This is a genomic window from Vibrio sp. 2134-1 (assembly GCF_033339495.1).
In genome coordinates this window covers 192,138-218,060 of sequence record NZ_JAWOUS010000006.1, presented here as the reverse complement: position 1 = coordinate 218,060, position 25,923 = coordinate 192,138, and the positions used below count along the sequence as shown (strand labels likewise).

Sequence of the window (25,923 nt, the reverse complement as noted above, 5' to 3'; positions counted from 1 at the left end):
TGGTGATTTCTCCAATTGATTTTCCGGTGTAGCGGTTTCCGACGTCTCGGAAAACCAAGTAGTTCTCTCAAAGTTACCTCTATTAACGACACCAAATTCAGAAGCTTTAGAAAAAAGTTTAAAAAAATAACATTGCGAGATTTAGCTAATAAAATTGAAGAAAAGTAAGAAAAAGTGCTCAAGTTTCCACAAATCGAGCCGAGAGGGCCAAATTGTATAGAAAACCAGCGAAAGGAAACAATTGAAGATAAGTTCGCAGACGATAGACGTAAGAATTAGAAAAGAAAAAGCCCCTTTTCCTTTGAGAGAACTGGGGCTAGGTTGGTCGCCAGAGCCTATGTGGAGATCAAGAGAAATGAACACATTTCCGGCATACCGAGTGCAACTTTACATTGAAAATGATTGGCAGGTGAGAGATGAGAGAGCCGCTCATTCTATTGTAAAGTTGCTTGCCAAAAGCCTGCATTCCCATCCACGTCTGAATGTATTGAGTACAGGCTAAGTAAACTACTGCAATAGTGACATTGCAGAGTTTGGCAACTGTTTCGCTTGAGCAAGAATCGATGTACCTGCTTGTTGCAAAATTTGTGCTTTGGTCATTTGCGTGGTTTCTTTCGCAAAATCTGTATCTTTAATTCGGCTGTTCGATGCGTCAACGTTTTCTTGGATATTCGCCAAGTTGTTGATGCTGTGACTCAAACGGTTTTGCTTCGCACCTAAGTCTGCACGTTGCGAGTCAACGTATTTCAGTGCCGAATCCAGCACAGAAATCGCGTTTTGAGAACCTTGTACCGTGGTCATATCAATATCTTGTACTGACGTTCTGATAGGTTCATCACTCAGGCCAAGCTCAGATGCTAATCCACCAGAAATAGAAATCTCACCCTGAACGTTTGGATGCGCGACAAAAACTTGCAACTTGCCATCTTCACTTACAGACGCATTAATCATATCAGACTGACCATTAATGTAAGTGGCAAGCTCTTCGATGTCGTCGCCCGCTTTGGCATTAATGTTGATTTCTAGATCATCAACATTGCCGTCTTCGTCTTCACCCATACCTGGTAGCGTGATCTTCAAGTCAGATTTAGCTGGGTCAACGCTCCAGTTTTTATCTTTACCATTTTCAGATAAGAAGGTCACACCGCCCATGCGAGTATCGTCCGCACGAATGCTGGTGAGTCCCATGATCATTGCTTCACCTGAGCTCGCACCAATCTGGAATGCTGCTTCACCGAATGAGCCGTTCAATAGACGACGACCACCAAATGAAGTGGTTTCTGCAATACGGTTTAGCTCGTCAATCAATGCCATTGACTCTTCGTTGATCGCCTGACGCTCAGCTGGAGAGTTAGTACCGTTCGATGATTGAATCGCAAGGTCACGCATTCGTTGCATGACAGAGGTTGCCTCATTCATCGCACCTTCAGCGGTTTGTGCAATCGAGATACCATCGTTCGCGTTACGCATTGCGACATCTAGGCCACGAGACTGTGCAGTTAAGCGGTTAGAGATCTGTAGACCTGCCGCATCATCTTTTGCACTGTTAATCTTATGTCCTGAAGATAAGCGCTCCATCGACGTGTTTAATTCATCAGTCGCTTTGTTTAGGTAACGCTGCGCGGTCATCGCGGAGACGTTAGTACTAACTGTTACAGCCATTTTGCTCTCCTGTTGAGTTCGCAAGCTTTTGCGAAGCGGCCAGCTTTACTCTCATTTGGATAAGCACTGACCGTAAAAGTTACTTGCTAAATCTGCCTTAAACGCAGGGTTTAGAATCTCTAAATCTGTTCTGATATTTTCAATACAATTTGTGTGCCAACTTTCGTAAATTATTTAACCACTTTTAAAAGAATCAAATAAACAATAAGTTAGCTTTATCATTAAGCTATTTCCGGTTTGTCAGACTCATCTTAGCCCAAGAGTATTGAACGCTGCCCTGTTGCCGCCCGACTTGCCTCCCGCATCATTGCCGCTTTGGGTAAAATCGTGCCGCATGACATCTCAGACTCTCAGGTTACGTCGACTTATCGCGCTTAAGGCTTTGCACATAAGGCATCAAAATCAGACAATGTGTATGAGTGTCATACTAGATGTAGTTAAACAACGTTAGATCTTTGGTCTTACCGAATGCTTGTTGCGATGCCTGTAACGCTCGCGAGTTTTCACTGAACTCGATCACGGCTTTAGAGTAATCCAAGTCCTCAAAGTTGCTCTTCGCTTTTGCGAGAGACAAATTAAAGTCTTCATGATTTTGCTCTTGGATATCCAGCGTACTCAATCGAGCACCGGCATCTGTACGCGCTTTATTCAAATGGATAAAAGCAGCGTGGAATTCTTCTGTCATTTGGTGCAATTTGGCGGTCGCCGACGTATCCGAAACCGATTTGTCTGACCATGCCATTGCATCCTTGAAGGTATCGAAAATGCTGAACTCTGCCCGCTTTTCGATCTCAATGCTGTCACCAGGCGTAATTTGGCCTTTTACGTGCACTTTCAGGCCTTTGTATTCAATCCCTTTCTCTGGAGAAAACTCATCGGCATCCACTACTTTGCCGTTACGCTCTAATTGGTAACCAAATTTGCCGTTATTCATATCGACAAATGTCACGCGATACGCCGCATCATCCTTCGTATCAACGTTAGTGGCTCTGTTTAATAGCAACTCAGAACCGTTTTGTAGATCGTAATTCGGCTGATAATCGCCAAATGGGTTTGGTATCTCCATAAACAGCTTGCTGCCAGGATCGTTCATTGGCATCTCAAGCATGCTGGAGACTTTCATTTTGCGCTGATAATCGTCCCCAGCGTATTGAACACTACCGTCTTTATCGCGATAGAATGGTTGGCTTTTTGGCTTAGTACCCGCAAACACGTAGTTACCAGATTCATCTTGCGAGTTCACTAAGTTAAGGAAGTTGTTCGCAATCTCTTCTAACTCACGCTTCTTTGCTTGTCGGTCTTCAGCAGAAAAGGCACCGTTAATCATCTCCATCGTTAAGCGCTTCGACTCGTCGGCAAAATTCTCCGCATTGGCGATATTAACTTCGTGGTTTTCTAGACGATTACGCACCAACACTATCGAGCTAAGATATTGTTGTAGCTGTTCTTGTTGCTGACTAATGTTTTGGATGTAATGCGCAGCGAGGGGGTCGTCACTAGGTTTCAGTAACTTTTTCCCTGAAGCAAGTTGCTCTTGGTTGTGGTGAACCTTATTCTCTTGACGACGCAGATCATTTTGTACGGACTGATAGTTATGGAAACTAGAAATTCGGGTTAGCACTTATCTCTTCTCCTTACCTCAGTTGTAAAATGGTATTGAAGGTATCATTCGCCGCTTGCATCACACGTGATGAAGCCATGTACGCTTGTTGAAACTTCATCATGTTGGCCGCTTCTTCATCGAGGTTAACGCCAGAAATAGAAGCAACGCGCTCTTGCGCCGCTTCATGCTCTAAACGAGCGACGGAGGCTAAACGGTTTGCTGTAGAAGATTTCAGTCCAACTTCAGTATTGAGGTTATGATAAACATCGATCAAGGTACTGGATTTTCCATCCATCATCTTGTCTGTTTGGATCTTCTGCATTTTTCTCAAGTTGCCGTTACCACCTTCAGAAGGCACCAAGTTTGCGGTGAATTTATCATTCATCAGTGCGCCTTCGCTCAACTCAAACACGGTTGCATCGCCGTTTTTATACAGCGGATGGCTTTTCGGCACTGAGATTTCAATCATCGGGTTATCTTTATCTAACGGGTATGAGTATTTGTCCGATAGTAAATTACCCTTGTTATCCGTGATCTTTAACCACGGCTTATCATGCTTCTCGTCGGCTGGTTGTACGGTAACCTCAAACTCTTTAACATCCCCCGCCTCACGAATTTTAAACTTGGCGTTACCTTGGGCAAAAGTGGTTGAGGCTTCATAACTTTGTGCGGCAATAGCTTTTGCGTCATTGGTTTCCATCTTTATGATGGCTGCACCACTTCTCGTTGGGCGTAGCAATACGCGCTCACCGGCGGCAAGGCCTTCACCAATTTGCACTTTCATACCATCCAGAACAAACGACGAATCCGAATGGTCGATGTTCAACGACATTTGCTCACCTTTCGGTGTTGTCACGCTGTATTGGTCGCCATCATAACGCAGCGAATATTCACCACCTTTGATCGCGGAAATGTCCTCGATGTAAACCGCAACATCAGCTTGAGAGTCAGGCGCAGCAAAAACTCGAGATTTTGCCACCAGCTCAGAGTTCACGTCGGTAAATACGTCTTTACCTATCTTGCCGTTGAGATCCAGACCTTGAGATTGCAGCTGATTAATTTTGTGGGAGAAACCCGTCGCTAAACGGCCCATTTCATCTTGAAGTTGTGGGATGTGTTTGTCGCGCATTTCAAGTAAAGCGCCGATTTTGCCATCCATATCATCAGACTTGATCGCTTTAATACCATTCCCTTCCACCATTGCTAATCGTCTTTGATGAACATCCGGATAGCCATCGATCATTTTGAGCTGGCTTGCTTCCGTGCCAGAAACAAGAGTGTGTCCATTACCGATATGAACATTAAACCCTTCGGCATTTTTGCGTGGGGTTACGGTAACTTTGGTGTACTCTGACAGCTCAGTAACCAGCTTTTCATGCTGATCCATCAGGTCATTATGTGGGCCGGGGGTGCGCATCATCAATCGATGAATATCGCGAATTTCCAACGCAAGTTGGTTAACGCGCTCAATGCCCATATCCAATTTTTTATTGGTGACATCAGATTGCAGTCGAACGGTTTCGTGGAAATCATTTAATGTATCAGAGAAGATTTTCGCCTTTTCCAATACCACTTTTCGTGCCCCTAAATCGTTCGGGGTATCTGCCATGGTTTTTACCGCATCGAACCACTCATTCAGGTTCTCAGGAATTTTCTTCGATGCCACAGAGCTCAACATGCTAGAGAGCATATCAAGATTGTCTTGGGTATCCGTTTTGTTGGCATTGTTGGTCGACGACAGGTTCAGTTCATTCACGGCAAACTGATCCCACGAGCGGCGAACATTTTCCACATGCACACCCATGCCGTAGGTAGAACCACCGAACATGCGCGGATCATTCGTGCCTTGGATAACAGACTGACGGCTATAACCCTCTGTATTAACATTAGAAATGTTATGACCAGTGGTGTTTAATTGTCTCTGAGCAGTAAGCACACTTTGAGTACCTACATTCAGAAGATCTGACGCCATACATGCCCCCAAAAACGAAATATAAATCGGCAAAACCGATCACCTAGACACATTAAAAAGCAAAAGATGTGCCAAGTGATAGAAAGGCGTAGATATTTAGATAAAGTGAAGGCTTGCACTATGGCAAGCCTTCGAGAACGTCATAAATTGGCGCAGAGACATTACATACTTTCGATTTTATCCTTCACCTGCAGGACTTTATCTGCGTAATTCGGATCGGTCGCGTAACCCGCACTGTGGATACCGCGAATAAACAACTCTGAATTCCCGCGTTTCTGCAATGCTGTCTCGTAACGTGGGTTGTCATTCAAAAATCGTACAAAGTCATTAAAGCTGTCTTCGTAACTTGAGTAGGAGCGAAACGCTGCCGTCTCTTTCACTGGCGTGTTATCGTGGAACTCTAAAGTTTGAGTCGTCACTTTGTCACCCTGCCAGCTTCGATCTGCTTTGATATTAAATAAGTTGTTGCTGCTGCCACGCGCGTTCTTCACGACCTTTTGTCCCCACCCCGTTTCCAAAGCGGCTTGCGCAAGTAGCAGAGATGGCTCGACTCCTAGGGCTTTCGCAGCTTTCTCCGCGTATGGCTTCATCGAGTTAACAAAGGACTCTGGTGAATCGAATCGAGTGGGTTCATTGCTTGGTCGAGATAGCTGACCAGACTCAATCAAGCGCTGTTCAATCTCGCGCGCTTTTTTCGGGTCAACACGACGATATTCCGCAGCATTGTTTGCCGCATCACGCATAGCCGTTTCTTTTTTGTCGTTCCCTTGCCCAGCCGTTAATTGCTTAACAATCATATCGGCCAGTCCCATTGAACCAGACGAACTCAATTCACTCGCCATCTGTTCATCCAACATTTGTCGGTAGAACTTCTCGTTTTGGCTGTTCATCATGTTGGACTCAAAGCCCTCATTGGCTTCACGCATGGATTTCAACATCATGGAGGTGAAGATCGATTCGAACTGACGAGCAGCCGCATGCAATGCTTCTTGCTCGCCATCTTTTCCCTCTTTCACTGCTTTTTGACGCAGAGTGTCCAGAGAACTGATGTCATGGATAAAACCAATGTCGTTAGGATTGTTCATTATACCTACCTCCTAACCATTAAATGATGATCAACTGGCCTTCAATGGCACCAGCTTGCTTCAATGCTTGTAAAATTGCCATCAAGTCCGAAGGCGCAGCCCCGACTTGGTTCACGGCACGGACCAAATCATCCAACGTTAAGCCTGGTTCGAACTTAAACATTTTGCCTTGCTCTTCGCTGACTTCGATATCCGAGTCTGGTACGACTACGGTTTGCCCACCAGAAAAGCCGTTAGGTTGGCTAACATTCAGGTTTTCTTTGATCGCAACCGTCATGCCGCCGTGCGTTACTGCTGCTGGTTTAAGACGCACATGTTTACCAACTACGATGGTACCCGTGCGAGAGTTAACGATGATTTTGGCTGCGCCATCTGCTGGATCGAACTCTAGGTTTTCGATTGCCGATAAGAACGCAACACGCTGGCTGACGTCACGAGGAGCACGCACGCGCACTGATGTCGCGTCAACAGCGCTCGCCATTTGTGGGCCAAGGAAGTTGTTTACAGCATCCGCCATACGTTGAGCCGTTGTGAAGTCTGACTCAAGCAAGTTGAACGTGATGTAATCACCACGACCAAATGGGTTTGGAATTTCTCGCTCTACTGTCGCACCACTAGAGATAAGACCAACGGTTGGATTGTTACCTACGATTTTAGAACCGTCAGCGCCTTCAGCACTGAAGCCGCTCACTACTAAGTTACCTTGAGCAACCGCGTAAACTTGACCGTCGAGACCTTTGAGGAACGTTTGTAGTAGCGTACCACCACGCAAACTTTTAGCACTTCCGATGGAAGAGACAGTCACGTCCACTTGCTGACCCGGTTTAGAGAAAGGCGGCAATTCTGCCGTAACCATGACTGCGGCAACGTTTTTAATTTTTGGCTTTGTGCCCGGCGGCATCTGAATGCCGAAGTTTTGCAGCATGGCGGCGAAACTTTGCTCTGTAAACGGGTTCGCTTCACCCGTACCAGGTAAGCCTGAAACCAAACCATAACCCACGAGTTGGTTGCTTCGTACACCTGCCACTTGCGCGACGTCTTTGATACGTGCGGCTTGGGCTACGGTAGAAAACAGAGCAACGCTCATCAGTACTAAAAGGAGTTTTTTCATGCTTACTTATCTCTTGCAGTCAAATTGCCGTCAGCACGGCGTGTTATAGCGCTACATTAAAGAATCGTGCCAAGAAGCCTGGCTCTTGCATATCTTGTTGCAAACCAGTCCCTGAGTATTGAATTCTTGCGTTAGAAACACGATTTGATGCAATGGTGTTGTCGAAATTAATATCATCCGGACGAATAGTGCCACTTAAACGTATGTACTCATCACCTGTATTTAGCGTCATCCACTTCTCACCGCGGATCACGAGGTTGCCGTTTGCCAGTACTTCAATCACCTCAACAGTGATGTAACCACTGATGCTGTTGCTCTGCTTTGCAGAAGAGTCACCTGCAAATGAGTTGGAGTTGTTTAAGTCATAAGAGAAATTATATTTTCCGCCAATTTGCAGCTCTTCTCCGCCCACTTGAAGCGGGTCCATTTGCGCTTCATTGGTTTTCGATAAATCGGCATTTGCGCTTTTCGTCGCACTGGTTGTCTCATCCAGTGTTACGGTAATAATGTCGCCAATACCACGTGGTTTAGAATCGTCGTAGAGATCGGTAATGTGCTCGGCGCTAAACAACGAACCTGTTGCAGCAGCGTAATGCTCAGGCTTGTTTTTCGGATGAATTGGAGCCCAAGCAGGGTCGCCAGCAACCGGATCACTTCTACCACGTAAAGTATCTACAATACCGCTGCTCTCTTCTTTCGATTTATCGCCTTCTACTGCGTCGACCACAGTGGTTGCTTGTGTCACTTCATCCGTTTCAATCGGTTCCAACATGGCACAGCCCGACATCGTAGCAATCAAAGCGAGTAGGCAAATACGTTTCATCGTGAGCTCCTCAAATCTTGCTCTTAATCGTTACAATTGCTGGTTAACGAAGCTCATCATTTTATCGACTGACGAGATCACTTTTGAGTTCATTTCGTAAACGCGCTGGGCTTCGATCATGTTGACCAACTCTTCCGTTACATTCACGTTGGACGCTTCCAGCATGGATTGACGAATTTCCCCCAAACCGTCCAAACCAGGAACACCCTCTTGTGGATCGCCACTGGCACCCGTTGGTAAGTAAAGGTTCTGACCAATTGGCTCTAGGCCACCCGGGTTAACAAAATCTGTAATGGTTAGCTGACCAACGACTTGGTTGTCTTGCTGACCTCGGACGCGAACCGACACTTCACCATCCGTACCAACAGTAATAGAAATCGCATCTTCTGGAATCACAATTTCAGGCTCTACAGGGTAGCCAGAACCCGACGTGACTAACGTGCCTTCACCATTGAGCGTGAACTGACCGTTACGGGTATAACCGATGTTGCCGTCCGGCAATGTCACTTGGAAAAAACCGTCGCCTTCCACCATCATGTCCAGTGCGTTAGTCGTTGTCTGTGCATTGCCGTGCGTGTGCACTTTTTGCGTCGCAACCACTTTAGAACCCGCACCTAACATCAAGCCACTTGGCAGTTCCGTGTTCTGAGATGACTGGCCGCCAGGCTGGTTGATGTTCTGATAGAACAAATCTTCGAATACTGCACGGCTCTTTTTGTAGCCGACAGTAGAGGCATTCGCCAAGTTGTTCGAAATTGTGGCAATGTTGGTTTGTTGGGCGTCTAAACCTGTTTTACTTACCCATAGTGCTGGATGCATAGTGAACCTCTAACTCTGTTAACTCATACGAAGCAGTGAATCTGAAGATTTATCCATTTCTTCAGCTGTGCTCATCATCTTGACTTGCATTTCAAACTGACGTTGTAAGTCAATCAATGCGGTCATTTCACCTACGGCATTCACGTTACTGCCTTCTATCGCTCCCGTCTGGAGGCTAACAGTCGCGTCTGCTTCGTAAGGTTGGTTTGGAGTTTTATGGCGAAATAAGCCATTGGTGTCTTTAAACAAGCTTTGGTCATTAGGCTTAACAAGCTTAATGCGATCAACCGCTTGGAATTCTTCTGCCGGGGCACCTTGAGGAAGCACAGAGATGGTGCCATCCCGACCGATTTCAATTTTGGAGAGAGGAATAGGCAAAGTAATCGGCGCATCGTTTTCACCCAGCACCAAATGACCACTTGCGTTGGTAAGCATGCCATTTTGATCGACTTTTAGGTTGCCGTTACGAGTCAACCCTTCTTTCCCTGTGTGATCGAGTACCGATATCCAGCCGCTGCCTTCAATCGTCACATCCAGATCACGCCCTGTTGTAATCACGCTACCTTGAGCAAAGTTATGCCCTGGACGCTCTGTCATGCTGAACACACGTGAAGGATGGCCTTCACCATAAGCCTGCATTGAGCGAGCCTGTGCTAAATCAGCCCGAAATCCGGTCGTGCTTACGTTAGCCAAGTTATTAGCGCGCAATTGCAGTGCCTGCATATTTTGCTTGGCGCCACTCATTGCGAGAAACAGTGCGCGATCCATAAATTACTCCAAAAAATCTCTCTGTACACGGAGTAAAAGCAATAGTTATGCCAAAATAAAAATAGACTTACTAATCAATATCTTGAATTAATAACAAACTATTAAAAGAGGTCAATAGAGGCAGAAAACTGTAACGAGAGGCAAGGTTTTGATCCATACGGCGGCAACAGCGGCAAATCGTAGATCAAAGCATGCTTAGCCTGAGTGAGGTGTATTCAGGCTAAGCATCAGATGAATGTCATGATGAAAGTGAACAAAGCGGTAATTACTAAGAAGCAATCACACGCCATTGCTTACTCAAGCAGAGTATCGAATGACCCAGCTAGTGCTCTAGCGGATCTGTAAGATATTCTGTTGTAGTTGGTTGTGTACTTCTAGCGAACGTGAGTTTGCTTGGAAGTTACGCTGAGCAGAGATCAGGTCCACCAACTCCTGAGTCATATCAATGTTTGATTGCTCTAGCATACCGTTGTTGATGGTGCCGAAAGAGCCTTTATTTGATTCACCCCAGATCTTGTCACCAGAGAACTGCGTTGAATCCCATTGAGTGCCGCCTTTCTTATCCAGACCTTGCTCGTTTGGAACACGTACGAGAGCAACACGACCCAATGTAACGTTTTCACCGTTTGAGTAAGTTCCCAATACGCTGCCGTTTTCATCGAAGTCAACTTTGGTTAGGAAGCCCGTTGTTGCACCGTCTTCGTCAAACTTAGTCAGTTCGAACGGAGCCGCAAACTGTGTTGCTGAGCCTAAGCCGAAGTTAAGCGTCTGCGCAGGATCGGCACCATTCATATCGACTGGTGTCGTGTTCGTCGCCGGATCACCCAGAGCCACAGAAGTGATTGGCTGACCATTGTTCAAGCTCGCCAACGTACCATCGTTGTTGAACTTCATGGTATGCCCCACATGACCTGTTGGCGTTTGCGCATCACCAGCCGCAACATTTAAAGGCTTTTCACCTTCTTTATCTGTCACGGTGTAGTAAGTGTTCCATGTATTTGGCTGAGTCTGATCTTTCAAGTAATACGTCGTTAGCTTGTAAGACTGACCCATCGAGTCATAAATTGTCGAAGAGGTTGAACGGTTGTATGTATCTGGGTCTGAAAAATCAAACTGCGTTGGATCTTTCAAATCGCCGTTCGCTGGCAAGTTCACACCCACTTCAATGTTTGCTGTTTGTTTTGGCTTACCAAATTCAGCAGGAATATTGATGGGTTGTGGCTCGTATGAAGAAACCTCACCAGAGCTTGGGTCCACTTGGTAACCTAATAAGAACTCATCGTTCGCGGTCACCATGTAGTTTTCTTTATTTAAGTGAAATGCACCATTACGTGTCAGTTCATTCTGTTGTGGAGTTAGACGCTCTTTCGCTACAGCGAAAAAACCTGTCCCCGAAACACGCAAATCCATTGGGTTGTTGGTGTAAATGCTAGAGCCTTCATGGAACTGCTGTGCCACTTGGCTTGCTTGCGCACCACCACCCGGTGTGGTTTTTGCGTTAGTAAATAAAGAGTTAGAGTAGACATCAGCAAACTCAGCACGGGACTCTTTAAAGCCGTAAGTGTTGGCGTTCGCAATGTTGTTACTGGTGGTGTTCAAATCCAGTTGGGCGGCGGACAAACCGCTTAAAGATACATATGACATTCCAAAATCTCCTAATCTAGCGAGCTATGACTACGCTTTGCCGACTTCCAATACTTCTGCAAGTCGAACTGGCGATTCAAAACCAGCCAGATTGAGTAATACGTTTCCGTCACCTTTGCCAAGCAATACGCTGTTTACGTTGGCATACGTCGATACTGGGAACTCTTGCGACTCCCCTTCAACTAAGCCAGACGCTTTCACTTTGTATTTGCCAGCTGGCAGTGGATTTCCGCTTTCATCTTTACCGTCCCAAAGCACACGCGTGTCGCCGGCTGGTTTCGCCCCTACCTCAAAGGTACGAACCAGTTGGCCAGCTTCATCCTCTACACGAACAAACAGATTATCGATAGATTGTGAAAGCTTAACCATTGCCGCCATTGGTGCGTCGTCCTGCTTCACACCTGCTGCTCCTGGGACCAATACGTCACGCCCTACCAAAGAGGAAGCTTGTAACGCTTGATTTGATGTCATTGACGAATTCAAACTCTCAAACTGAGTGTTCATCTTGCCAATGCCATCAACGGTCGCAAATGAAGCCATTTGCGCAATCATCTGGTCATTACTTACCGGCTTAAAAGGGTCTTGCTGAGACAGTTGCTTCGTGAGCAATGATAAGAAGTCTTCCTGTTTTAGGTCCTGCTTACCCGTGCTCTCTTCCGCTTTCTTGTTACTCTCTTGTAGACTTTTAAGCTGGTCGATATAGGACAAGCCGCTTTGACCAACGTTGTTAATTCCGGCCATACGCTACCCCCTTATCCTTATTGACCCATCTGCAGCGTACGCAGCAGCATTTGTTTACTAGAATCAGCGACCTGTACATTAGTTTGGTATGCACGAGAAGCTGAAATCATGTTTGCCATTTCTTCCATTACATTGACGTTAGGCTTGTAAATGTAGCCTTCTTCGTTTGCAAGGGGATGGTCTGGGTTGTACTCCGCACTCAGCGGTTTATCACTTTCTACAATACCCATCACTTTCACTGGCACCGCATCACCGCCACGCATGGCGTTACTTAACTCTGCACCAAACACTGCATGACGCGCTTTGTAAGTGTCTTTCGCAGAGCTGCTGACACTGTCGGCGTTTGCCAAGTTGCTTGAGGTAGTATTCAGACGAACGGATTCAGCGCTCATTGCGGAACCTGTCACATTGAAAACGTTAAATAAGCTCATCTAAATTATTCCCCTTTGATTGCTTTGGTTAAGTTCTTGAATTTGCTGCCTAGAAAGTCGAGTGATGCTTGGTGTCTGATTTGGTTTTGCATAAACAAGTTACGCTCTAAATCCAAGTCTACCGTGTTGCCATCTCCCGTATCTGGTTGCGTAGGAAGACGATATAACTTGTCCCCAACCAACGTTGTAGTGGCAGGAATATGCCGACCATCTGTGCGACTAAGACCAATGCTTGCCCCAGATGTTGCCGCTTGCAATTCCTTCGCAAAGTCTAAACCTCTTGCTTTGTAACCAGGCGTGTTGGCTTGTGCGATATTGGTGGAAATCACCTCTGCATTGCGCTCACGTACGCCCACCGTGTGCTGGTGGATGCCTAGTGCATTGTCAAAAGATATAGCCATGTTTGCCTCTACAATTAAGAACTGACCGTGATTGATAACCAAAAAGCAATTAGCATGCCAAAACCTAAAGCATTACACCAACCTAGTGGTTACCGTGAATTGAAATAGCAATAAGTGAGCCAAAGTAACTGGAATGTCATGTCGTATCACTTTGTTCACTTAATAAAGATACACCGTGTTGAGGGCACAAGGCAAAAACGCGCTTCAACTAATTGAGTGATACATGAAACGCTCGGCGCAGAAAGGTAACAAACAAAAAAGCCTGACACGAAGTCAGGCTTTTCTATCAATGAAGAGATACCGCTATTTAAGCTTGTAAATGATGCCCGGATTACAGCGCACCATTTCAAATTTATCAGTCAGACCAGTTAGCGACTCTGATGCCCCTAACAGCAAGTAGCCACCAGGGTTTAAACTGCTCGCCATTTGGTTAAGCACTTTAGACTTCATTTCTGGAGAAAAGTAAATCAATACGTTACGACAGAAAATGATGTCGAACTTACCCATCAGTGCGTAACTGTCCATCAAGTTTTGTGGACGAAAGTTCACCAAACGCTTGACGTTATCTTTGACTTTCATGCGACCACCGTCCGCATTTTCAAAGAAGGTGCGACGACGTTCTGGTGAAAGCCCGCGACCCAAAGCCAAGTTGTCGTACACCCCTGCACGACACATCTCGAGCATACTTGCCGAAATATCTGTGGCTGTAATGGACACGTTTGGTAACAAGCCCGGCTTGCGCTGTTGCGTTTCCAGGATCGTCATTGCAATAGAATACGGTTCTTGGCCCGATGAACTGGCAGCAGACCAGATCTTAATTGGGCGCTTGCTTGCCGCTACTTCTGGCAATAATTTGTCAGCTAAAACCGTGAACGGATAAGTATCTCGAAACCACAAGGTTTCGTTAGTCGTCATCGCATCCACAGCGGCGACTCGTAATTCTCGATTACGCCCTGTAACAACATCACGTAGCAAATCTGATAACGATGCGAGCTTAAACTTCGTCACTAAAGGACTCAGTCGGCTACGCACGAGGTATTGCTTGCTATCACCTAACACGATGCCACATTGCGATTCTAGAAAACGGCTAAAGTCACGATACTCTTGATCACTGATTGTAATAGCAGTCATTAATGTCTCTTTTATTGTGTTAATGCAGATTTAACCGCGTTACCCAACTCATCTGGGTTAAATTTCGCAATGAAGGTGTTGGCACCTACACGCTCAACCATAGCTTGGTTGAATACACCACTTAATGAAGAATGGAGGATAACATAAAGGTCTTTCAAATCGGCATGTCTGCGAATTTCAGCCGTTAAGGTATAGCCGTCCATTTCTGGCATTTCAATATCGGAAATAACCAACGAAATTTGATCGTAGATATTGCCTTCTTGAGCCATTTCAATCAACTTATTGTACGCTTCTTTGCCGTCTTTGACAGATACGACCTCAAAACCGATGGATGTAATCGCACGCTCTACCTGTTTACGCGCGACCGTCGAGTCATCAGCAATCAGTATGCGGCGTACAATAGGCTTTTCTTGTTCTGCTTGTGCGATTTCTTCGCCAATAGCGGAATCCATCGTTTCATCAACTGGCGCAATTTCTGCCAGGATTTTTTCAACGTCAAGGATTTCAACCAGCTCATTGTCAATGTTTGTCACGGCAGTCAAGTAGTGCGCTTTACCTGCGCCGTCTGGCGGTGGCAAAATCGCTTCCCAATGCATATTGATAATACGCTCAACCGATGATACCAAAAATGCTTGGATCGTACGGTTAAATTCTGCAATAACAACAAAACATTTATCTAAATCAGTGGTTGGGCGGCCACCAATTGCCAGGCTCAAATCAATAACGGACACGGTATGGCCGCGGATATGAGCGATACCTTTAACCAGAGGGTGTAGATTTGGCATTGAAGTCAGCTTAGGGCACTGTAGTACTTCTTTCACTTTGAATACGTTAATGCCGTAGCGCTGTCGGCCCATCAGTCGAAAGGTCAATAATTCCAATCGGTTCTGACCGACGAGTTGCGTACGCTGATTCACCGAGTCAAGAATCCCCGTCATATGCTCATCTCCATCTCAAACTTTTTGTTTTTAAATGATACTCTACCACTGGCAAGCACGATACCAGGGAGACAGTATGGCGTATTTCACTTTCACTTCGACACCATTGACTATGACAATATGTAGAGCGCTAATTACAAAGTACGCTAAGTCTATCGGCATTTTGCTCAGTATGTTTAGCTTTTTTGTTCATTCAGCTTCAGATAATCAGATCGAGCAAATAAAAACAGCAGCAGAACAACATATTCTTGCTACGGTTGATCAGCCTGATGGTGGCGAGCTATCTGTTAATGCGGCAGAGATCGACTCGAGAATAAAAGCAACGGATTGCCCTGTTCCGTTAGATACATCTGCCTCTTCCACCAGCAGCACGAGAAGTAACATCAATGTGTTAGTGGAATGCCAACCGGATGACTGGAAAGTCTATGTCCCTGTGAGGATCTCGGTATCAGTACCAATGATCGTCGCGACACGAACATTAGGGAGAGGAGAAATCGTCAGCGCATCGGATGTTACCACTTCCATGATCGAGCTACAGCGCTTTCGTAAAGATGGATTTTCTAGCTACGATCAAGTGGTTGGGGCAAAGCTAAAGCGTAATGTTCGTTTAGGCGATGTCGTAGAGAGAAATGATGTTTGTGTGGTATGCCGAAATGAAAAGGTCATTATCAAAGCGGTGAATTCTGGCATGACGATCACAACGCAAGGCACAGCATTGCAGGATGGCTCAGCTGGCGATCAAGTAAGAGTGAAAAATGATAAGTCACAACGTATAATAGAAGGCATAGTGACTGACATTGCGGAAATCACTGTTAATTTTTAATACCCACTGGTAGCGTGTTTAAACTGATCAATAAAAATGCAAAAAATGACTAAAGTTATTTTTGCGCTGGTCGATAGTCTGGATACCAGTATTACGATACAAGGCAAAGGTTAAACATGGCAGGTATAGATAATATACGTTCAGGGCAAATGATGACGACAACAAGTCGCGCACCTGCACGTAACGATTCCAATGCTACCAGCACGACAGAATCAAAAAAGGCGCCAGCGCAACAAGACGCAGTGTCACTCAGCCAGCAAAGTAAAGCCGTCAGTAAACTCCAGAAGGATATGGCAGCTTCTCCGGCATATGACAGCGCCAAAGTTGCAGCAATCAAAGAAGCTATCACTAACGGTTCATACAAAGTCGATCCTGAAAAATTGGCTGACAACATGATTAAGTTTGAAAACGAATTGCAAGGCAAAAGCTAACTGACTTAGGCCGAAGGTAAGTATTTTATGGCAGCATTAGTCGATCTCGTTAATTTCCAGCTAGAAAATGCTAAGGCACTTTCCGCTGTTTTACGCCAAGAAACACAAGCAATAACGGTGCGTGTCTCTACCGAGATTGAGAACATTGCCAAACAGAAGATGACGCTCATTGATCAGCTCAGAACAACTGATCAGCGAATCGCCTCTCACCCGCACGTCAATCAACTTACTGAAGATGAGCACCTAAGTCAGGTTGTTACTCAGATCCAATCGATCGTCCTCGACTGTCAACAAGTTAACCAAGTAAATGGCGAATCGCTTAGTCGCGCACAGCTGAGCTTCAATAAACTCAACAACATGCTTCAGCGAACTCATGGCAAAGTTGGCATGACCTACAATGCGGGCGGAAAAACCCACACCATCTCGACGCTTGGCACCAATATAAAAGCTTAAACGTCACTCCTACCCTCAATTTCCGCGCTCACGTAGATATAAAAAAGCGACTCATTGTTACCAATCAGCCGCTCAAAAAGATTATCTGTCTAGTGAAATGGTTTAAAACAAGGTTTGCTGACGCTTCTCAGGCACCTGCTGAACTTCTCCATAATCACGTAGCTTATCCATCTTACGGATATCCAGACGCAGCTCAGTCACATAACTGTCTTCAACAAGATAACTACGCACAACTTCTGCACCACGAATTACACCATCGACGGCACCAGTGGTGCTTTCAATACCCAAACGTTGGTCTTGCAGCTCTGCTCGTCCACTAACACGCATGCCATAAACTTGCTCTGCTAGCTCACGATAAGCATCAATTTTTGATGCGCGCATTGCTCGTACACGCTTTTCTTCTACTGTGCGGCCTGTTTGCTCACTGACGCTGGCGTAACCCACCGCCACTAAGATTTCATCTTGACGCATCTGTTGTAATGGCTGACACCCCACCAATATCAGTGTGGCAACAATAAATAATAACTTCTTCATGCTTCTATCCTATGGACGGAGAATCACAGTGTACGGCTGACGAATGGTAGGGTCAGAACGAATCAACACACCATCTTGTGTGCGGATGCTATTTAACGTATCTAAGTCACGCCCAATACGGTCAGCCGGAAGGAAACCTTGCGCTGTCGCTACAACTACACGGCTTTGCATGCCAACCACGCGTGCATTGACAAGCACTCCTCCCTCTTGGCGCAGCATTGTTCCGGTCAGTACATACTGAATTTGCTGCTCTTGAGCTAAATCTTGCCAATCACGACTTAAAGCAAAATCGCCCTGCTGCGTCACTTGAATAGAGCCCGTAGTTTTGAAATCAACCACTTTAAACCCTCGGCGCTGAAACTGATGGATAAAACCTTCAGAGACCGAGTTACCTAACCAGTTTGTTGCATCCATATTTTGTAGATCAACAAACGAGGTAATCGCAATCGGTGTCCGCGCTGATACTGCCACATTAGAAACCATCAGGTCTTCTGTCATGCTCTCAATGAAAAAGTCCATCGTATGACGCGGACTATCCATCAGCATGAACTGGCTTCCCGAGTACGGTTCTTTACCATTGTAAATCGGTGAGTACGCGCACGATGTCAGAAGCGTCATCATCGATGCGGCGACAAGCCACTTTTTCATGGTTTGATTCTCCAGATAATCTTAGGTGATACCGTTCTTTATTAATTCCTTTCCAAGAAAATGAATATTGGAACAGTCTTTGCTTTTCTTTGTTTGCCTAACGAAGAAAAACCCACCAAACTTCACTGAATTTGTTAAAGCAATATTTATACCCGAACGGTTGTAACCAATGAAAAAAATATTAAACAGTCTGTTTTCAATCACTTTAGTGATGCTTGTGCCTTTTAAGGTAATGGCATCTTGGTATGAAGTCACAGGCGTTGCCACCATCGTTTCTTCAGAAGAGACGGCAAGGCTCCATGCGTTGGAAGACGCGCTGTTCAAAGCCGTCAATTTTTCGGGCGCAGATATTGGCAGTATTAGCAACTTGATGCCGCTATTAGAAGAAAGCCGCAACGAATACCAGTTTACCAATCATGAAGTCCGTTACATTTTGGTCGAGTCTGAACGCAAACGTCGCGGTAAAGTCGAGGTAAAAATCCGCGTTGATATTTATCCATCGGCAACGGGTTGCCACACCGATCAATACAAAAAGACAATGCTGGTCGGCAATATTGAGGTCGCATCACCACAACAAGCAGTGATGGGACAAATTTATCAAGTTGGTGACGATTTTAGCCACGTAGTGAACCGTCAACTTGATCAAACCTCACGCAGCTTTGTGTCTGTTGGTACAACGGACTACTCAATAAGCAGCAACTATCCTGCTCGCACTCAAATGATCGCGCAAGACAATGGCGCACAATACATCATTGGAGGGGTCATCACCGATCTCACTGCAACGGTCGAATCTCAACTATTGCAAGATGACATCATCAATCGTCAGTTTGCGTTAGAAATGAAAGTATTTGATGGTAAAACTGGCCATGAAATCTTCAACAAAGCCTACCGTGAGGTCGCGCGTTGGCCATTTGCTAAGACGAGTCAAGTGGACACTCGTAGTGCACGTTTTTGGGCATCGACCTATGGCGAGATGATGCTTCGCGTTAGTCGCAATATTATGTTGGATCTGGAGTCGGAGCTATCTTGCAAAATTACATTGCCAGAGGTTGTGGCAGTCTTCGGTAATACCGTAACGATGGATCTCGGCCGTATGCACGGCGTAAAAGAGGGAGACAAATTGCAGCTTTGGCACACCGCGTCGTTTATCGACCAAAATGGATTGCCAAGAAACAAAGTCTCGCAAAGCGAAATTACATTAACGGTATCACGCATATACGAACACGAAGCCGAGCTGACGATTGATCAGCCAAATTTAGCATCTAGCGTTCAAATTGGCGACGTAATGAACAAGATCCTATAAAAGCAAACATTAAGTCTTGAGATATGCTCACTTTTGAATATCATAGGCAGCGCATCTTATTTGATTATACCAATGACCGTAGCGAATCGTTCAACGTGATGCTGATACAGATCTGGTAGATTGCTAGATTTGAACTCAGTAAAACAGTGCAATGAACTGCAACTATTGGTATTACGCCCCCATGGCACAGCTGGATAGCGCAGTCCCCTCCTAAGGGACAGGTCGTAGGTTCGAATCCTGCTGGGGGCGCCATATCATAGCCTTAGCTCCCACTTGAGCTAAGGCTTTTTTGTATCTTCAATTTCAAGCCTCGCATTGCTCCCCCTAGTACATCGTGTTAGATAATCTTCCCAGTAATCAATATGATCGGATCGGGTGTTTCGGTTACGAGATAAAACCTTCTACTGATCTGACTTCTTCCCCTTGAAATCATTTCAACAAGCCCTATTTACAGTTTTGTATTTTATTACTTTAATTATCTATGAGTTTTGCTTACCCTTTTAGCTATTAATAAAATTATTAGTTAGCACTATGTCTAAGAGCAATTTAATAACTAACACTGGACACCGCTTTATTTCTAAAGGCAAGACAGCCTTTAAGATACATATCCATACCCCCGAGGATACGGTACTACACCGCTCGGTAGGATTTGTTCGTATTGGAGAAAAGAAAGGCTTACAAAAAGCCATTAAGCTGAGAAACGAGTTAGGCCGGCAAATGTGGGGCAAATTCTGGCGACGTCTTTTGAAAGACCCTTACCTAATGACCAGGCTTCCACATAGCGTTGAGCCTAAAATCGTTCACAAGCCTAACCCTACTCTTGAAAACCCTGACAACCGAGATACGTGTTACATCGCCAAGTGGCGAGAGTTCAATGATGACGGTGAGTATAAATATAAAACGGTGGTTCGCTCTATTAGTAAGTACGGCAAACTTGCCGCCTACATGCAAACCAAAAAAGCGTTGTTAGAAGCACATAAAGATAACTTGGAGATCCTGACATTCATGGGGCGTTTAAACAGCATTGATCTTAAATAATACCTGGCCACTTTGAACATTTCAGTCAGTTTTTAAAGAGAAATAAAAAGCCCCAAAGAGCGAACTCTTTGGGGCTTTCTGCTTCAGTCTTCTATACTACGGTCGAATAGGAGCTTATTGCTGAACTTGGTATTCAAATTCTGGAACAACGACTTCTACGCGACGGTTTTGTTGACGACCTTCACGAGTGTCGTTTGAAGCGATTGGGTTGTTTTCACCTTCGCCACGAGCTTGGATACGTGATGAATCAATACCTTTTTCAACGAGTGCGTTAGCAACAGACTCAGCGCGTTTCTCAGAAACTTTTAGGTTGTAAGCTGCTGGGCCAGACGTATCTGTGTAACCTACAACTTCAACGTTCGCTTGTGGGTGCTCGTTTAGGAAAGCAACTAGGTTATCAAGTTTTGCAGCGCTCTCTGGTTTTAGAGTTGTGCTGTTTAGATCGAAGCTACCTGTACCAATTGTTTGAGTTTCGAATGTTTTCGTAACTACAACTGGCTCTTCTACCACTTCTTCTACAACCACTTCTTCAACAACAACTGGCTCTTCTACGATTACTGGCTCATCGTTGCCGCCGAATTTGAAAGAAACACCTAGTGTTGCAGTGTTACCTGTCGCACGAGTTACATCGTTGCTGATGTCAGTCAGTGTTTGGTATTCCGCACGAGCTGTTACGTTTTGGCTTAGGTTGAATTCAAGACCAGCTGCGCCTAGGTAAGAGTAATCATCTTTGCCATCAAACATTACGTAAGCGCCACCCACTTTACCGTAAAGTGCGATGTCTTCAGTGATTGGTAGGCTAAATTTAGGAGCAAGAGTGATCGCTTCTACGTGGCCACCGAAAGAAGTTTGGTTAAAATCACCGATGTTGTCGAAACCCGCTTCTACTGCGAAGTATTTATTCATTTCGTAACCAACAAAAGCGCCAAGAGTAGAATCGTCTTTGTCACAAGCCTGGCCCGCTACACACGCGTCTTCCATCCATGACTTACCCATCTTACCACCAACGTATACTTCTGCTTGTGCTGCTGAAGCCATAAGTAGAGACGCTGAAATTACCGCTGCTAATTTTTTCATTATTGATTCCTCTAAAGAAGTTCTTTTGTTAGATGCCGAAATGCGCCGTCTGACTGACGTTGTATTTCAATTCTTTTTATTCATTCCTTGAGTGAGATACTTAGTCAGCTTCTTTTTATGCACATGCATTTTTTTTATGGAAGCAACTTACGTATATTTCCTGTTCAGTGATACATATCGCCATCTCGGTATCGCTGACGGGATGAACTATAACGCTAAGAAATCGCGAGAAAAATCCCAATTCTGTCAATTTATTGTCATCAAAAATCTCGACAACATGTGATCTTAAGCAAAAAAATCCCCACGCAATCACGACGCAAACGTTTGCTTTATTTTTTGAAACAACATAGCTAAAGCAAAGGTTTTTCTTAAAAATGAGACAAACAAAATGGAACTTTAAGGAACATGGATAAAAATCAATCAGATGTTTGATATATAATCGCTCGTTTTTTATTCATGCCAACGATATTTGGATTAAAAAATCTTATCCATATTGAGGTAAATTACAGGTGAAACCATCTCTTCATTCACCAATATGAGAGAAAGTTTCTCGTTATCTAAATTGAAGATACAAAAAAGCCGCGGTTGCTCACCGCGGCTTTGTGACTATTTATTCAAAAGAACGTTCAGTTCAAAGCAATTATGCGTTTGCTTCACGCTCAGCAATGAACTCAAGCGCCATCTTAATGCGAGCAATACAACGCTCTTTTCCAACCAGCTCCATTACTGCATCGACAGAAGGAGACTGACCGCCGCCTGTTACAGCAACACGTAATGGCATACCGATTTTGCCCATGCCGATTTCCAACTCTTCACATACTGCTGCGATAACGCCATCTTTGATGTTCGCTGTCGTCCACTCAGTTAGTGCTTCCACTTTCGCTAATGCAAGTTCTAGAGGCTCTTTAGCCACGCCACGTAGGTGTTTCTTCGCTGCGCCCGCTTCAAACTCAGAGAAATCTTCATAGAAGTAACGGATTTGCTCAGCTAGCTCAACTAGTGTGTTGCAACGCTCACCCACTAGCTTGATCACGTCAGTGATAGCAGGACCATTCGTTACGTCTAGTTTTTGTTGATCTAGATGCCATTGTAGATGCTCAGCAACGTACGCAGGATCTGAGTTCTTGATGTAGTGGTTGTTCAACCATTGCAGTTTGTCAGTGTTAAAAGCAGACGCTGACTTAGATACTGCGTTTAGGCTAAATAGATTGATCATCTCTTCTTGAGAGAAGATTTCTTGGTCACCATGAGACCAACCAAGGCGCACTAGGTAGTTGTTTAGTGCCGCAGGCAGGTAACCCATATCGCGGTATTGCATGACTGATACAGCGCCGTGACGTTTAGACAGTTTCGCGCCGTCATCACCCAGGATCATTGCACAGTGTGCAAATGTTGGTACTGGCGCACCTAGTGCTTCGTAGATGTTGATTTGACGAGGCGTGTTGTTGATGTGGTCTTCGCCACGAACAACGTGAGTGATACCCATGTCCCAGTCATCCACTACTACACAGAAGTTGTAAGTAGGTGAACCGTCAGTACGACGAATGATTAGGTCATCCATTTGATCGTTGCGGATTTCAATGCGACCACGGATTTGATCATCAAATACTACGCTGCCTTCTTTCGGGTTACGGAAACGGATAACACATGGATCGCCATCTTTTGCCGCTTCGTTTGCTGCTTTGATTTTTGGATGGTTAGCATCGTAGCGAGGCATTTCTTTATTTGCTTCTTGCTCTGCACGGATTTCATCTAGCAGCTCTTTAGACGCGTAACATTTGTAAGCTTTGTCTTCAGCAAGAAGCTTATCAACCATTTCGTTGTAACGGTCAAAACGTTGAGTTTGGTAGTAAGGACCTTCATCCCACTCCAAGCCTAGCCATTCCATGCCTTCAAGAATTGCATCAACCGCTTCCTGAGAGTTACGCTCAAGGTCTGTATCTTCGATACGTAGAACGAATTCACCACCTTGGTTTTTAGCGTATAGCCAAGAGTAAAGTGCAGTACGCGCACCACCAACGTGTAGATAGCCAGTTGGGCTAGGAGCAAAACGAGTTTTAACCGTCATTTGAGTTCCTTAGGGGTAATGAGCAACGAGAGATCTCTCGTTGTAATGTCAAGGATAAAAGTGGCGACATTTTACCACCGTAAGTCAATTCTACAATCGGTTTGACAACAGAAATAAAAACAGGGCAGAACCAAAAAGGCACAGCCCTGCTATTTACTGTTAAAGCACGAGACGAAATTACTTCAGGTTACGCATTGCCCATTGCATAAATTCTTGCTGCTCTTCACGGCTCAATTCATTAAACGATGCTTTGATTGTTTTGGTTTCCGCTGGAGAAGACGCAATGCTTGCCTTAGTCGATTCTTTATTCATTGCGTTATTATAGTCGGCAACTTCTCGTTCGTAATCACGAAAACCTTGCAAACCACCTTTACGAAGTTGAACCATAGAGAATGCCACTTCTTTTCCTTTTTTGTCTTTCAATACCACTTTAGGATCGAGTTCGAAGGCTCTCGCCTCTTCAATAGTACGGAATGTTTGATAAGTCATAGAAAGCTCGGTGTCTTTTTCTGCATCAAACTCTAATACTAGTGGCTGCGAATCGAATTTACGGCGCTTTCCATCTTCAAATACAATTTGTCCAACCGTTACCGCCAATTGGTTTTCCCCATCTTTTAACTCGATGCTGTTATTCTTGGATATCCACTCAGGGTAGACGAACTCGCCGTTGAGAACGCGAGGGACTAATTCAGATTGCAGAGTGAGTTGAGCAGCAAAAGCTGGCGCCGAAAGCATTGCGCAAAGTCCGAGAAGTGTCGTTGTTTTTTTCATCATGGTTTCTCACTTTATACCAATTTAGATAAGCCTCTAAAACTTACAGGCCAGTCATTTCAAAGGCTTATTTGAATAAGTATCAAGATAAAAAGGGCGTTTCCGCCCTTTTAGCTGCTTCTTTAGTTAGAAGTAGTATTCAACACCTACAGAGAACTCGTCGTAGTCAGCAGACTTCCAACGTGCTTCTGTTGGTTTATCTAATTGAGACGCACCGTCGCCAAAGTCTAGAGTACGAGCACGTACGTACAGCACTGCCGATGGGTCTACGAAATACATAACTTGTGCTGATAACACATCGTCCGCTGTATCGTTAATTTTCTTACCATCACGCTCTAGATCAAAGTTAGCGGCATAAGCCAGTTTGTATTGCCAATCACCCGTGGTGTACATGATAGCGGCAGACATTGCATCTTGCTTTTCACTCACACCATTGCTTGCGTCCGCTTCCATGTATTTGTATTGCGCAAAGAAAGAGATCCCGTTATCAAACCAGCCTTGTGCCCCTACCAAGTACGTGTTGTTTTCCCACGTTTGGCTTTCCATCTTGATATTACGGTTACCTTCATATGCCGCATCTAACTGGATAGGACCAATTTTGTAGTGTGCTGCGATACCACCCCAGTAGTCATCCCCTTCACCTAGACCTGCTTTATCACCTGCACCAGCTGCGATATCTAGGGAGAATTTGTCAGCAAACATTGGAGAGTCCCAGCGGATAGTGTTTGATTGACGGTCTTGGTACTTGGCGCCACCAATAGCACCACCCCAGTCGTATACATCGCCCAGGCCAGGGTTAGATGCTGGCCAGTCAACCAATTCGTACATAGGTGTCAAAACGCGACCCAGGCGAATTTGCCCCCAAGATGCACTTTCAAAACCGACGAATGTGTCACGTTCACCAAGACCTGCGCCCTCGCCACCAAAGCTAGGGTCTACATAACCGCCTTCGATTTGCCAAATAAAAGTAGGGTCGAAGTTAGCAAATTGTTTTTTACCACGGAAACCAATACGAGATTCGTTGTTTAGCTGCATGCCACCCAAATCATCGTCCGTTGCTTTGCTGCCAGAATCGTAATCGCGGTACGCGGCCTGCATCGCGATGATCCCGTAAACTTCATAAGAAAATGAATCCTTGGTTAGAAACTCTTTTGCTGCGTCACTGTTTGCACCATCAGCAAATGCAGCACCACTGAACATCATGCCGGTAATTGCCGTGGCAAGTAGGCTTTTCTTTAGGTAAGACATTATAAACCCCTATATTTTTAGTTTTTTCCATTTTCAAATTCACTAACTAGGACATGGCAGGAACTTGAAACAGTGTTTGGACGGGGCAAATATGACAAACTTTTTTCGCACTAAAAAACTTTCTCTACAGCAATCTGAGCGACTTCAAAATGAGAAAATCAAAAATAAAATAAATCAATAAAAAACAATTGTTTAACATCAAATATAAAAAATAAAAAACGTTAAAAGTACGTTTTGACACTGAACTGACATTGAGAGCATCTAAAAAACGTGAGCGACTTCATTCATCTTTTAGGTGTTTTAACGGAACTTTATATTCAAAGAGAAAAAACCTTGAGATCACTCGCAAGTAAAATGACCGTGCACTTGTGGGATTCGAGAGATTTTGACGAAATTGTTG

The 25,923-nt window shown here is 44.9% G+C and carries 25 protein-coding genes and 1 tRNA gene; 6 read left to right on the top strand and 20 right to left on the bottom strand.

The genetic code is table 11. The features are described 5' to 3' along the window. Positions 1 to 507: 507 nt before the first annotated feature. The 14 genes from R7R78_RS10015 to R7R78_RS09950 form a co-directional block, all read right to left on the bottom strand. The gene (locus R7R78_RS10015; RefSeq protein ID WP_005382038.1) at positions 508 to 1,662 is read right to left on the bottom strand and encodes a flagellin; all 1,155 of its coding nucleotides are present in this window, start codon (positions 1,660 to 1,662) and stop codon (positions 508 to 510) included. Between the two features lie 427 nt (positions 1,663 to 2,089). Next, the gene (gene flgL / locus R7R78_RS10010; protein ID WP_047102907.1) at positions 2,090 to 3,283 is read right to left on the bottom strand and encodes a flagellar hook-associated protein FlgL; all 1,194 of its coding nucleotides are present in this window, start codon (positions 3,281 to 3,283) and stop codon (positions 2,090 to 2,092) included. A 13-nt stretch (positions 3,284 to 3,296) separates the two neighbouring features. Continuing rightward, positions 3,297 to 5,237, bottom strand: coding sequence for a flagellar hook-associated protein FlgK (gene flgK / locus R7R78_RS10005; protein ID WP_225473480.1), 1,941 nt, complete (start codon positions 5,235 to 5,237; stop codon positions 3,297 to 3,299). 161 nt (positions 5,238 to 5,398) lie between these two features. After that, a complete protein-coding gene (gene flgJ, locus R7R78_RS10000; protein WP_042522768.1) occupies positions 5,399 to 6,325 on the bottom strand; it encodes a flagellar assembly peptidoglycan hydrolase FlgJ in 927 nt (308 codons plus the stop codon). Between the two features lie 16 nt (positions 6,326 to 6,341). Continuing rightward, positions 6,342 to 7,433 carry a flagellar basal body P-ring protein FlgI gene (locus R7R78_RS09995; RefSeq protein WP_005393118.1) on the bottom strand — a complete coding sequence of 364 codons (1,092 nt, stop codon included), beginning with the start codon at positions 7,431 to 7,433 and terminating at the stop codon, positions 6,342 to 6,344. A gap of 43 nt (positions 7,434 to 7,476) precedes the next feature. Next, entirely contained in the window at positions 7,477 to 8,256 is a 780-nt protein-coding gene (gene flgH / locus R7R78_RS09990; RefSeq protein ID WP_005382033.1) for a flagellar basal body L-ring protein FlgH, read from the bottom strand. 30 nt (positions 8,257 to 8,286) lie between these two features. Then, the gene (gene flgG / locus R7R78_RS09985; protein ID WP_005382032.1) at positions 8,287 to 9,075 is read right to left on the bottom strand and encodes a flagellar basal-body rod protein FlgG; all 789 of its coding nucleotides are present in this window, start codon (positions 9,073 to 9,075) and stop codon (positions 8,287 to 8,289) included. An 18-nt stretch (positions 9,076 to 9,093) separates the two neighbouring features. Then, positions 9,094 to 9,843 (bottom strand): flagellar basal-body rod protein FlgF, encoded by a 750-nt coding sequence (gene flgF / locus R7R78_RS09980; RefSeq protein ID WP_005382031.1) that lies wholly within the window; start codon positions 9,841 to 9,843, stop codon positions 9,094 to 9,096. 330 nt (positions 9,844 to 10,173) lie between these two features. Beyond that, on the bottom strand, positions 10,174 to 11,487 hold the full coding sequence (gene flgE, locus R7R78_RS09975) for a flagellar hook protein FlgE (protein WP_005382030.1): 1,314 nt from the start codon (positions 11,485 to 11,487) through the stop codon (positions 10,174 to 10,176). Positions 11,488 to 11,517: 30 nt separating this feature from the next. Continuing rightward, complete coding sequence (gene flgD, locus R7R78_RS09970) at positions 11,518 to 12,228, bottom strand: flagellar hook assembly protein FlgD (RefSeq protein ID WP_005382029.1); 711 nt, start codon at positions 12,226 to 12,228, stop codon at positions 11,518 to 11,520. 17 nt (positions 12,229 to 12,245) lie between these two features. Continuing rightward, positions 12,246 to 12,659: a flagellar basal body rod protein FlgC gene (flgC, locus tag R7R78_RS09965; RefSeq protein ID WP_154204780.1), complete on the bottom strand. Its 414-nt coding sequence runs from the start codon at positions 12,657 to 12,659 to the stop codon at positions 12,246 to 12,248. Positions 12,660 to 12,664: 5 nt separating this feature from the next. Next, positions 12,665 to 13,060 carry a flagellar basal body rod protein FlgB gene (flgB, locus tag R7R78_RS09960; RefSeq protein ID WP_005382026.1) on the bottom strand — a complete coding sequence of 132 codons (396 nt, stop codon included), beginning with the start codon at positions 13,058 to 13,060 and terminating at the stop codon, positions 12,665 to 12,667. Positions 13,061 to 13,363: 303 nt separating this feature from the next. Further along, the gene (locus tag R7R78_RS09955) at positions 13,364 to 14,191 is read right to left on the bottom strand and encodes a CheR family methyltransferase (RefSeq protein ID WP_005382024.1); all 828 of its coding nucleotides are present in this window, start codon (positions 14,189 to 14,191) and stop codon (positions 13,364 to 13,366) included. An 11-nt stretch (positions 14,192 to 14,202) separates the two neighbouring features. After that, the gene (locus R7R78_RS09950; RefSeq protein WP_005382022.1) at positions 14,203 to 15,129 is read right to left on the bottom strand and encodes a chemotaxis protein CheV; all 927 of its coding nucleotides are present in this window, start codon (positions 15,127 to 15,129) and stop codon (positions 14,203 to 14,205) included. Between the two features lie 76 nt (positions 15,130 to 15,205). Between R7R78_RS09950 and flgA the strand changes: the two genes are divergently transcribed. The 3 genes from flgA (at position 15,206) to R7R78_RS09935 (ending at position 16,836) form a co-directional block, all read left to right on the top strand. Continuing rightward, the gene (flgA, locus tag R7R78_RS09945) at positions 15,206 to 15,952 is read left to right on the top strand and encodes a flagellar basal body P-ring formation chaperone FlgA (RefSeq protein ID WP_005382020.1); all 747 of its coding nucleotides are present in this window, start codon (positions 15,206 to 15,208) and stop codon (positions 15,950 to 15,952) included. Between the two features lie 116 nt (positions 15,953 to 16,068). Continuing rightward, positions 16,069 to 16,383 carry a flagellar biosynthesis anti-sigma factor FlgM gene (gene flgM / locus R7R78_RS09940; RefSeq protein WP_005382018.1) on the top strand — a complete coding sequence of 105 codons (315 nt, stop codon included), beginning with the start codon at positions 16,069 to 16,071 and terminating at the stop codon, positions 16,381 to 16,383. A 27-nt stretch (positions 16,384 to 16,410) separates the two neighbouring features. Continuing rightward, positions 16,411 to 16,836 carry a flagella synthesis protein FlgN gene (locus tag R7R78_RS09935; RefSeq protein WP_154204781.1) on the top strand — a complete coding sequence of 142 codons (426 nt, stop codon included), beginning with the start codon at positions 16,411 to 16,413 and terminating at the stop codon, positions 16,834 to 16,836. A 102-nt stretch (positions 16,837 to 16,938) separates the two neighbouring features. On the opposite strand, the gene flgP is transcribed toward R7R78_RS09935, so the two are convergent. Beyond that, positions 16,939 to 17,370, bottom strand: a complete 432-nt coding sequence (gene flgP, locus R7R78_RS09930) for a flagellar assembly lipoprotein FlgP (RefSeq protein ID WP_005382014.1) — start codon at positions 17,368 to 17,370, stop codon at positions 16,939 to 16,941. Positions 17,371 to 17,379: 9 nt separating this feature from the next. Continuing rightward, on the bottom strand, positions 17,380 to 18,018 hold the full coding sequence (locus tag R7R78_RS09925) for a FlgO family outer membrane protein (protein ID WP_005382013.1): 639 nt from the start codon (positions 18,016 to 18,018) through the stop codon (positions 17,380 to 17,382). Between the two features lie 169 nt (positions 18,019 to 18,187). Here R7R78_RS09925 and R7R78_RS09920 point away from each other — a divergent pair, with 169 nt between their 5' ends. The 3 genes from R7R78_RS09920 (at position 18,188) to R7R78_RS09910 (ending at position 20,359) form a co-directional block, all read left to right on the top strand. Next, positions 18,188 to 19,321: a flagellar assembly protein FlgT gene (locus tag R7R78_RS09920; RefSeq protein ID WP_005382012.1), complete on the top strand. Its 1,134-nt coding sequence runs from the start codon at positions 18,188 to 18,190 to the stop codon at positions 19,319 to 19,321. A gap of 175 nt (positions 19,322 to 19,496) precedes the next feature. Further along, positions 19,497 to 19,573, top strand: a tRNA-Arg gene (locus tag R7R78_RS09915). A gap of 279 nt (positions 19,574 to 19,852) precedes the next feature. Then, a complete protein-coding gene (locus tag R7R78_RS09910) occupies positions 19,853 to 20,359 on the top strand; it encodes a hypothetical protein (RefSeq protein ID WP_005382011.1) in 507 nt (168 codons plus the stop codon). A 114-nt stretch (positions 20,360 to 20,473) separates the two neighbouring features. Here the strand turns inward: R7R78_RS09910 and R7R78_RS09905 are convergent, their stop codons facing one another. The 4 genes from R7R78_RS09905 to chiP all read right to left on the bottom strand — a co-directional run bounded on the left by R7R78_RS09905 (position 20,474) and on the right by chiP (position 25,523). After that, the gene (locus tag R7R78_RS09905) at positions 20,474 to 21,436 is read right to left on the bottom strand and encodes an OmpA family protein (protein WP_005382010.1); all 963 of its coding nucleotides are present in this window, start codon (positions 21,434 to 21,436) and stop codon (positions 20,474 to 20,476) included. A gap of 640 nt (positions 21,437 to 22,076) precedes the next feature. Continuing rightward, positions 22,077 to 23,504: a glutamate--tRNA ligase gene (gltX, locus tag R7R78_RS09900; protein ID WP_005384075.1), complete on the bottom strand. Its 1,428-nt coding sequence runs from the start codon at positions 23,502 to 23,504 to the stop codon at positions 22,077 to 22,079. A gap of 177 nt (positions 23,505 to 23,681) precedes the next feature. Beyond that, positions 23,682 to 24,278 (bottom strand): DUF2057 domain-containing protein, encoded by a 597-nt coding sequence (locus R7R78_RS09895; RefSeq protein ID WP_195723113.1) that lies wholly within the window; start codon positions 24,276 to 24,278, stop codon positions 23,682 to 23,684. A 123-nt stretch (positions 24,279 to 24,401) separates the two neighbouring features. Further along, positions 24,402 to 25,523, bottom strand: a complete 1,122-nt coding sequence (chiP, locus tag R7R78_RS09890) for a chitoporin (protein ID WP_005382007.1) — start codon at positions 25,521 to 25,523, stop codon at positions 24,402 to 24,404. Positions 25,524 to 25,923 lie beyond the last annotated feature (400 nt).

Bases quoted from the DNA above. Each gene is read 5' to 3' on its own strand.
- flgD (WP_005382029.1), bottom strand. From the start codon at position 12,228: ATGGCCGGAATTAACAACGTTGGTCAAAGCGGCTTGTCCTATATCGAC.
- R7R78_RS09935 (WP_154204781.1), top strand. From the start codon at position 16,411: ATGGCAGCATTAGTCGATCTCGTTAATTTCCAGCTAGAAAATGCTAAG.
- flgG (WP_005382032.1), bottom strand. From the start codon at position 9,075: ATGCATCCAGCACTATGGGTAAGTAAAACAGGTTTAGACGCCCAACAA.
- flgH (WP_005382033.1), bottom strand. From the start codon at position 8,256: ATGAAACGTATTTGCCTACTCGCTTTGATTGCTACGATGTCGGGCTGT.
- R7R78_RS09910 (WP_005382011.1), top strand. From the start codon at position 19,853: ATGTCTAAGAGCAATTTAATAACTAACACTGGACACCGCTTTATTTCT.
- flgE (WP_005382030.1), bottom strand. From the start codon at position 11,487: ATGTCATATGTATCTTTAAGCGGTTTGTCCGCCGCCCAACTGGATTTG.
- R7R78_RS09925 (WP_005382013.1), bottom strand. From the start codon at position 18,018: ATGAAAAAGTGGCTTGTCGCCGCATCGATGATGACGCTTCTGACATCG.
- R7R78_RS09920 (WP_005382012.1), top strand. From the start codon at position 18,188: ATGAAAAAAATATTAAACAGTCTGTTTTCAATCACTTTAGTGATGCTT.
- flgP (WP_005382014.1), bottom strand. From the start codon at position 17,370: ATGAAGAAGTTATTATTTATTGTTGCCACACTGATATTGGTGGGGTGT.
- gltX (WP_005384075.1), bottom strand. From the start codon at position 23,504: ATGACGGTTAAAACTCGTTTTGCTCCTAGCCCAACTGGCTATCTACAC.
- R7R78_RS09950 (WP_005382022.1), bottom strand. From the start codon at position 15,129: ATGACGGGGATTCTTGACTCGGTGAATCAGCGTACGCAACTCGTCGGT.
- flgK (WP_225473480.1), bottom strand. From the start codon at position 5,237: ATGGCGTCAGATCTTCTGAATGTAGGTACTCAAAGTGTGCTTACTGCT.
- chiP (WP_005382007.1), bottom strand. From the start codon at position 25,523: ATGTCTTACCTAAAGAAAAGCCTACTTGCCACGGCAATTACCGGCATG.
- flgC (WP_154204780.1), bottom strand. From the start codon at position 12,659: ATGAGCTTATTTAACGTTTTCAATGTGACAGGTTCCGCAATGAGCGCT.
- flgB (WP_005382026.1), bottom strand. From the start codon at position 13,060: ATGGCTATATCTTTTGACAATGCACTAGGCATCCACCAGCACACGGTG.
- flgM (WP_005382018.1), top strand. From the start codon at position 16,069: ATGGCAGGTATAGATAATATACGTTCAGGGCAAATGATGACGACAACA.
- R7R78_RS09955 (WP_005382024.1), bottom strand. From the start codon at position 14,191: ATGACTGCTATTACAATCAGTGATCAAGAGTATCGTGACTTTAGCCGT.
- flgA (WP_005382020.1), top strand. From the start codon at position 15,206: ATGGCGTATTTCACTTTCACTTCGACACCATTGACTATGACAATATGT.
- R7R78_RS09905 (WP_005382010.1), bottom strand. From the start codon at position 21,436: ATGAAAAAATTAGCAGCGGTAATTTCAGCGTCTCTACTTATGGCTTCA.
- R7R78_RS09995 (WP_005393118.1), bottom strand. From the start codon at position 7,433: ATGAAAAAACTCCTTTTAGTACTGATGAGCGTTGCTCTGTTTTCTACC.
- R7R78_RS09895 (WP_195723113.1), bottom strand. From the start codon at position 24,278: ATGATGAAAAAAACAACGACACTTCTCGGACTTTGCGCAATGCTTTCG.
- R7R78_RS10015 (WP_005382038.1), bottom strand. From the start codon at position 1,662: ATGGCTGTAACAGTTAGTACTAACGTCTCCGCGATGACCGCGCAGCGT.
- flgF (WP_005382031.1), bottom strand. From the start codon at position 9,843: ATGGATCGCGCACTGTTTCTCGCAATGAGTGGCGCCAAGCAAAATATG.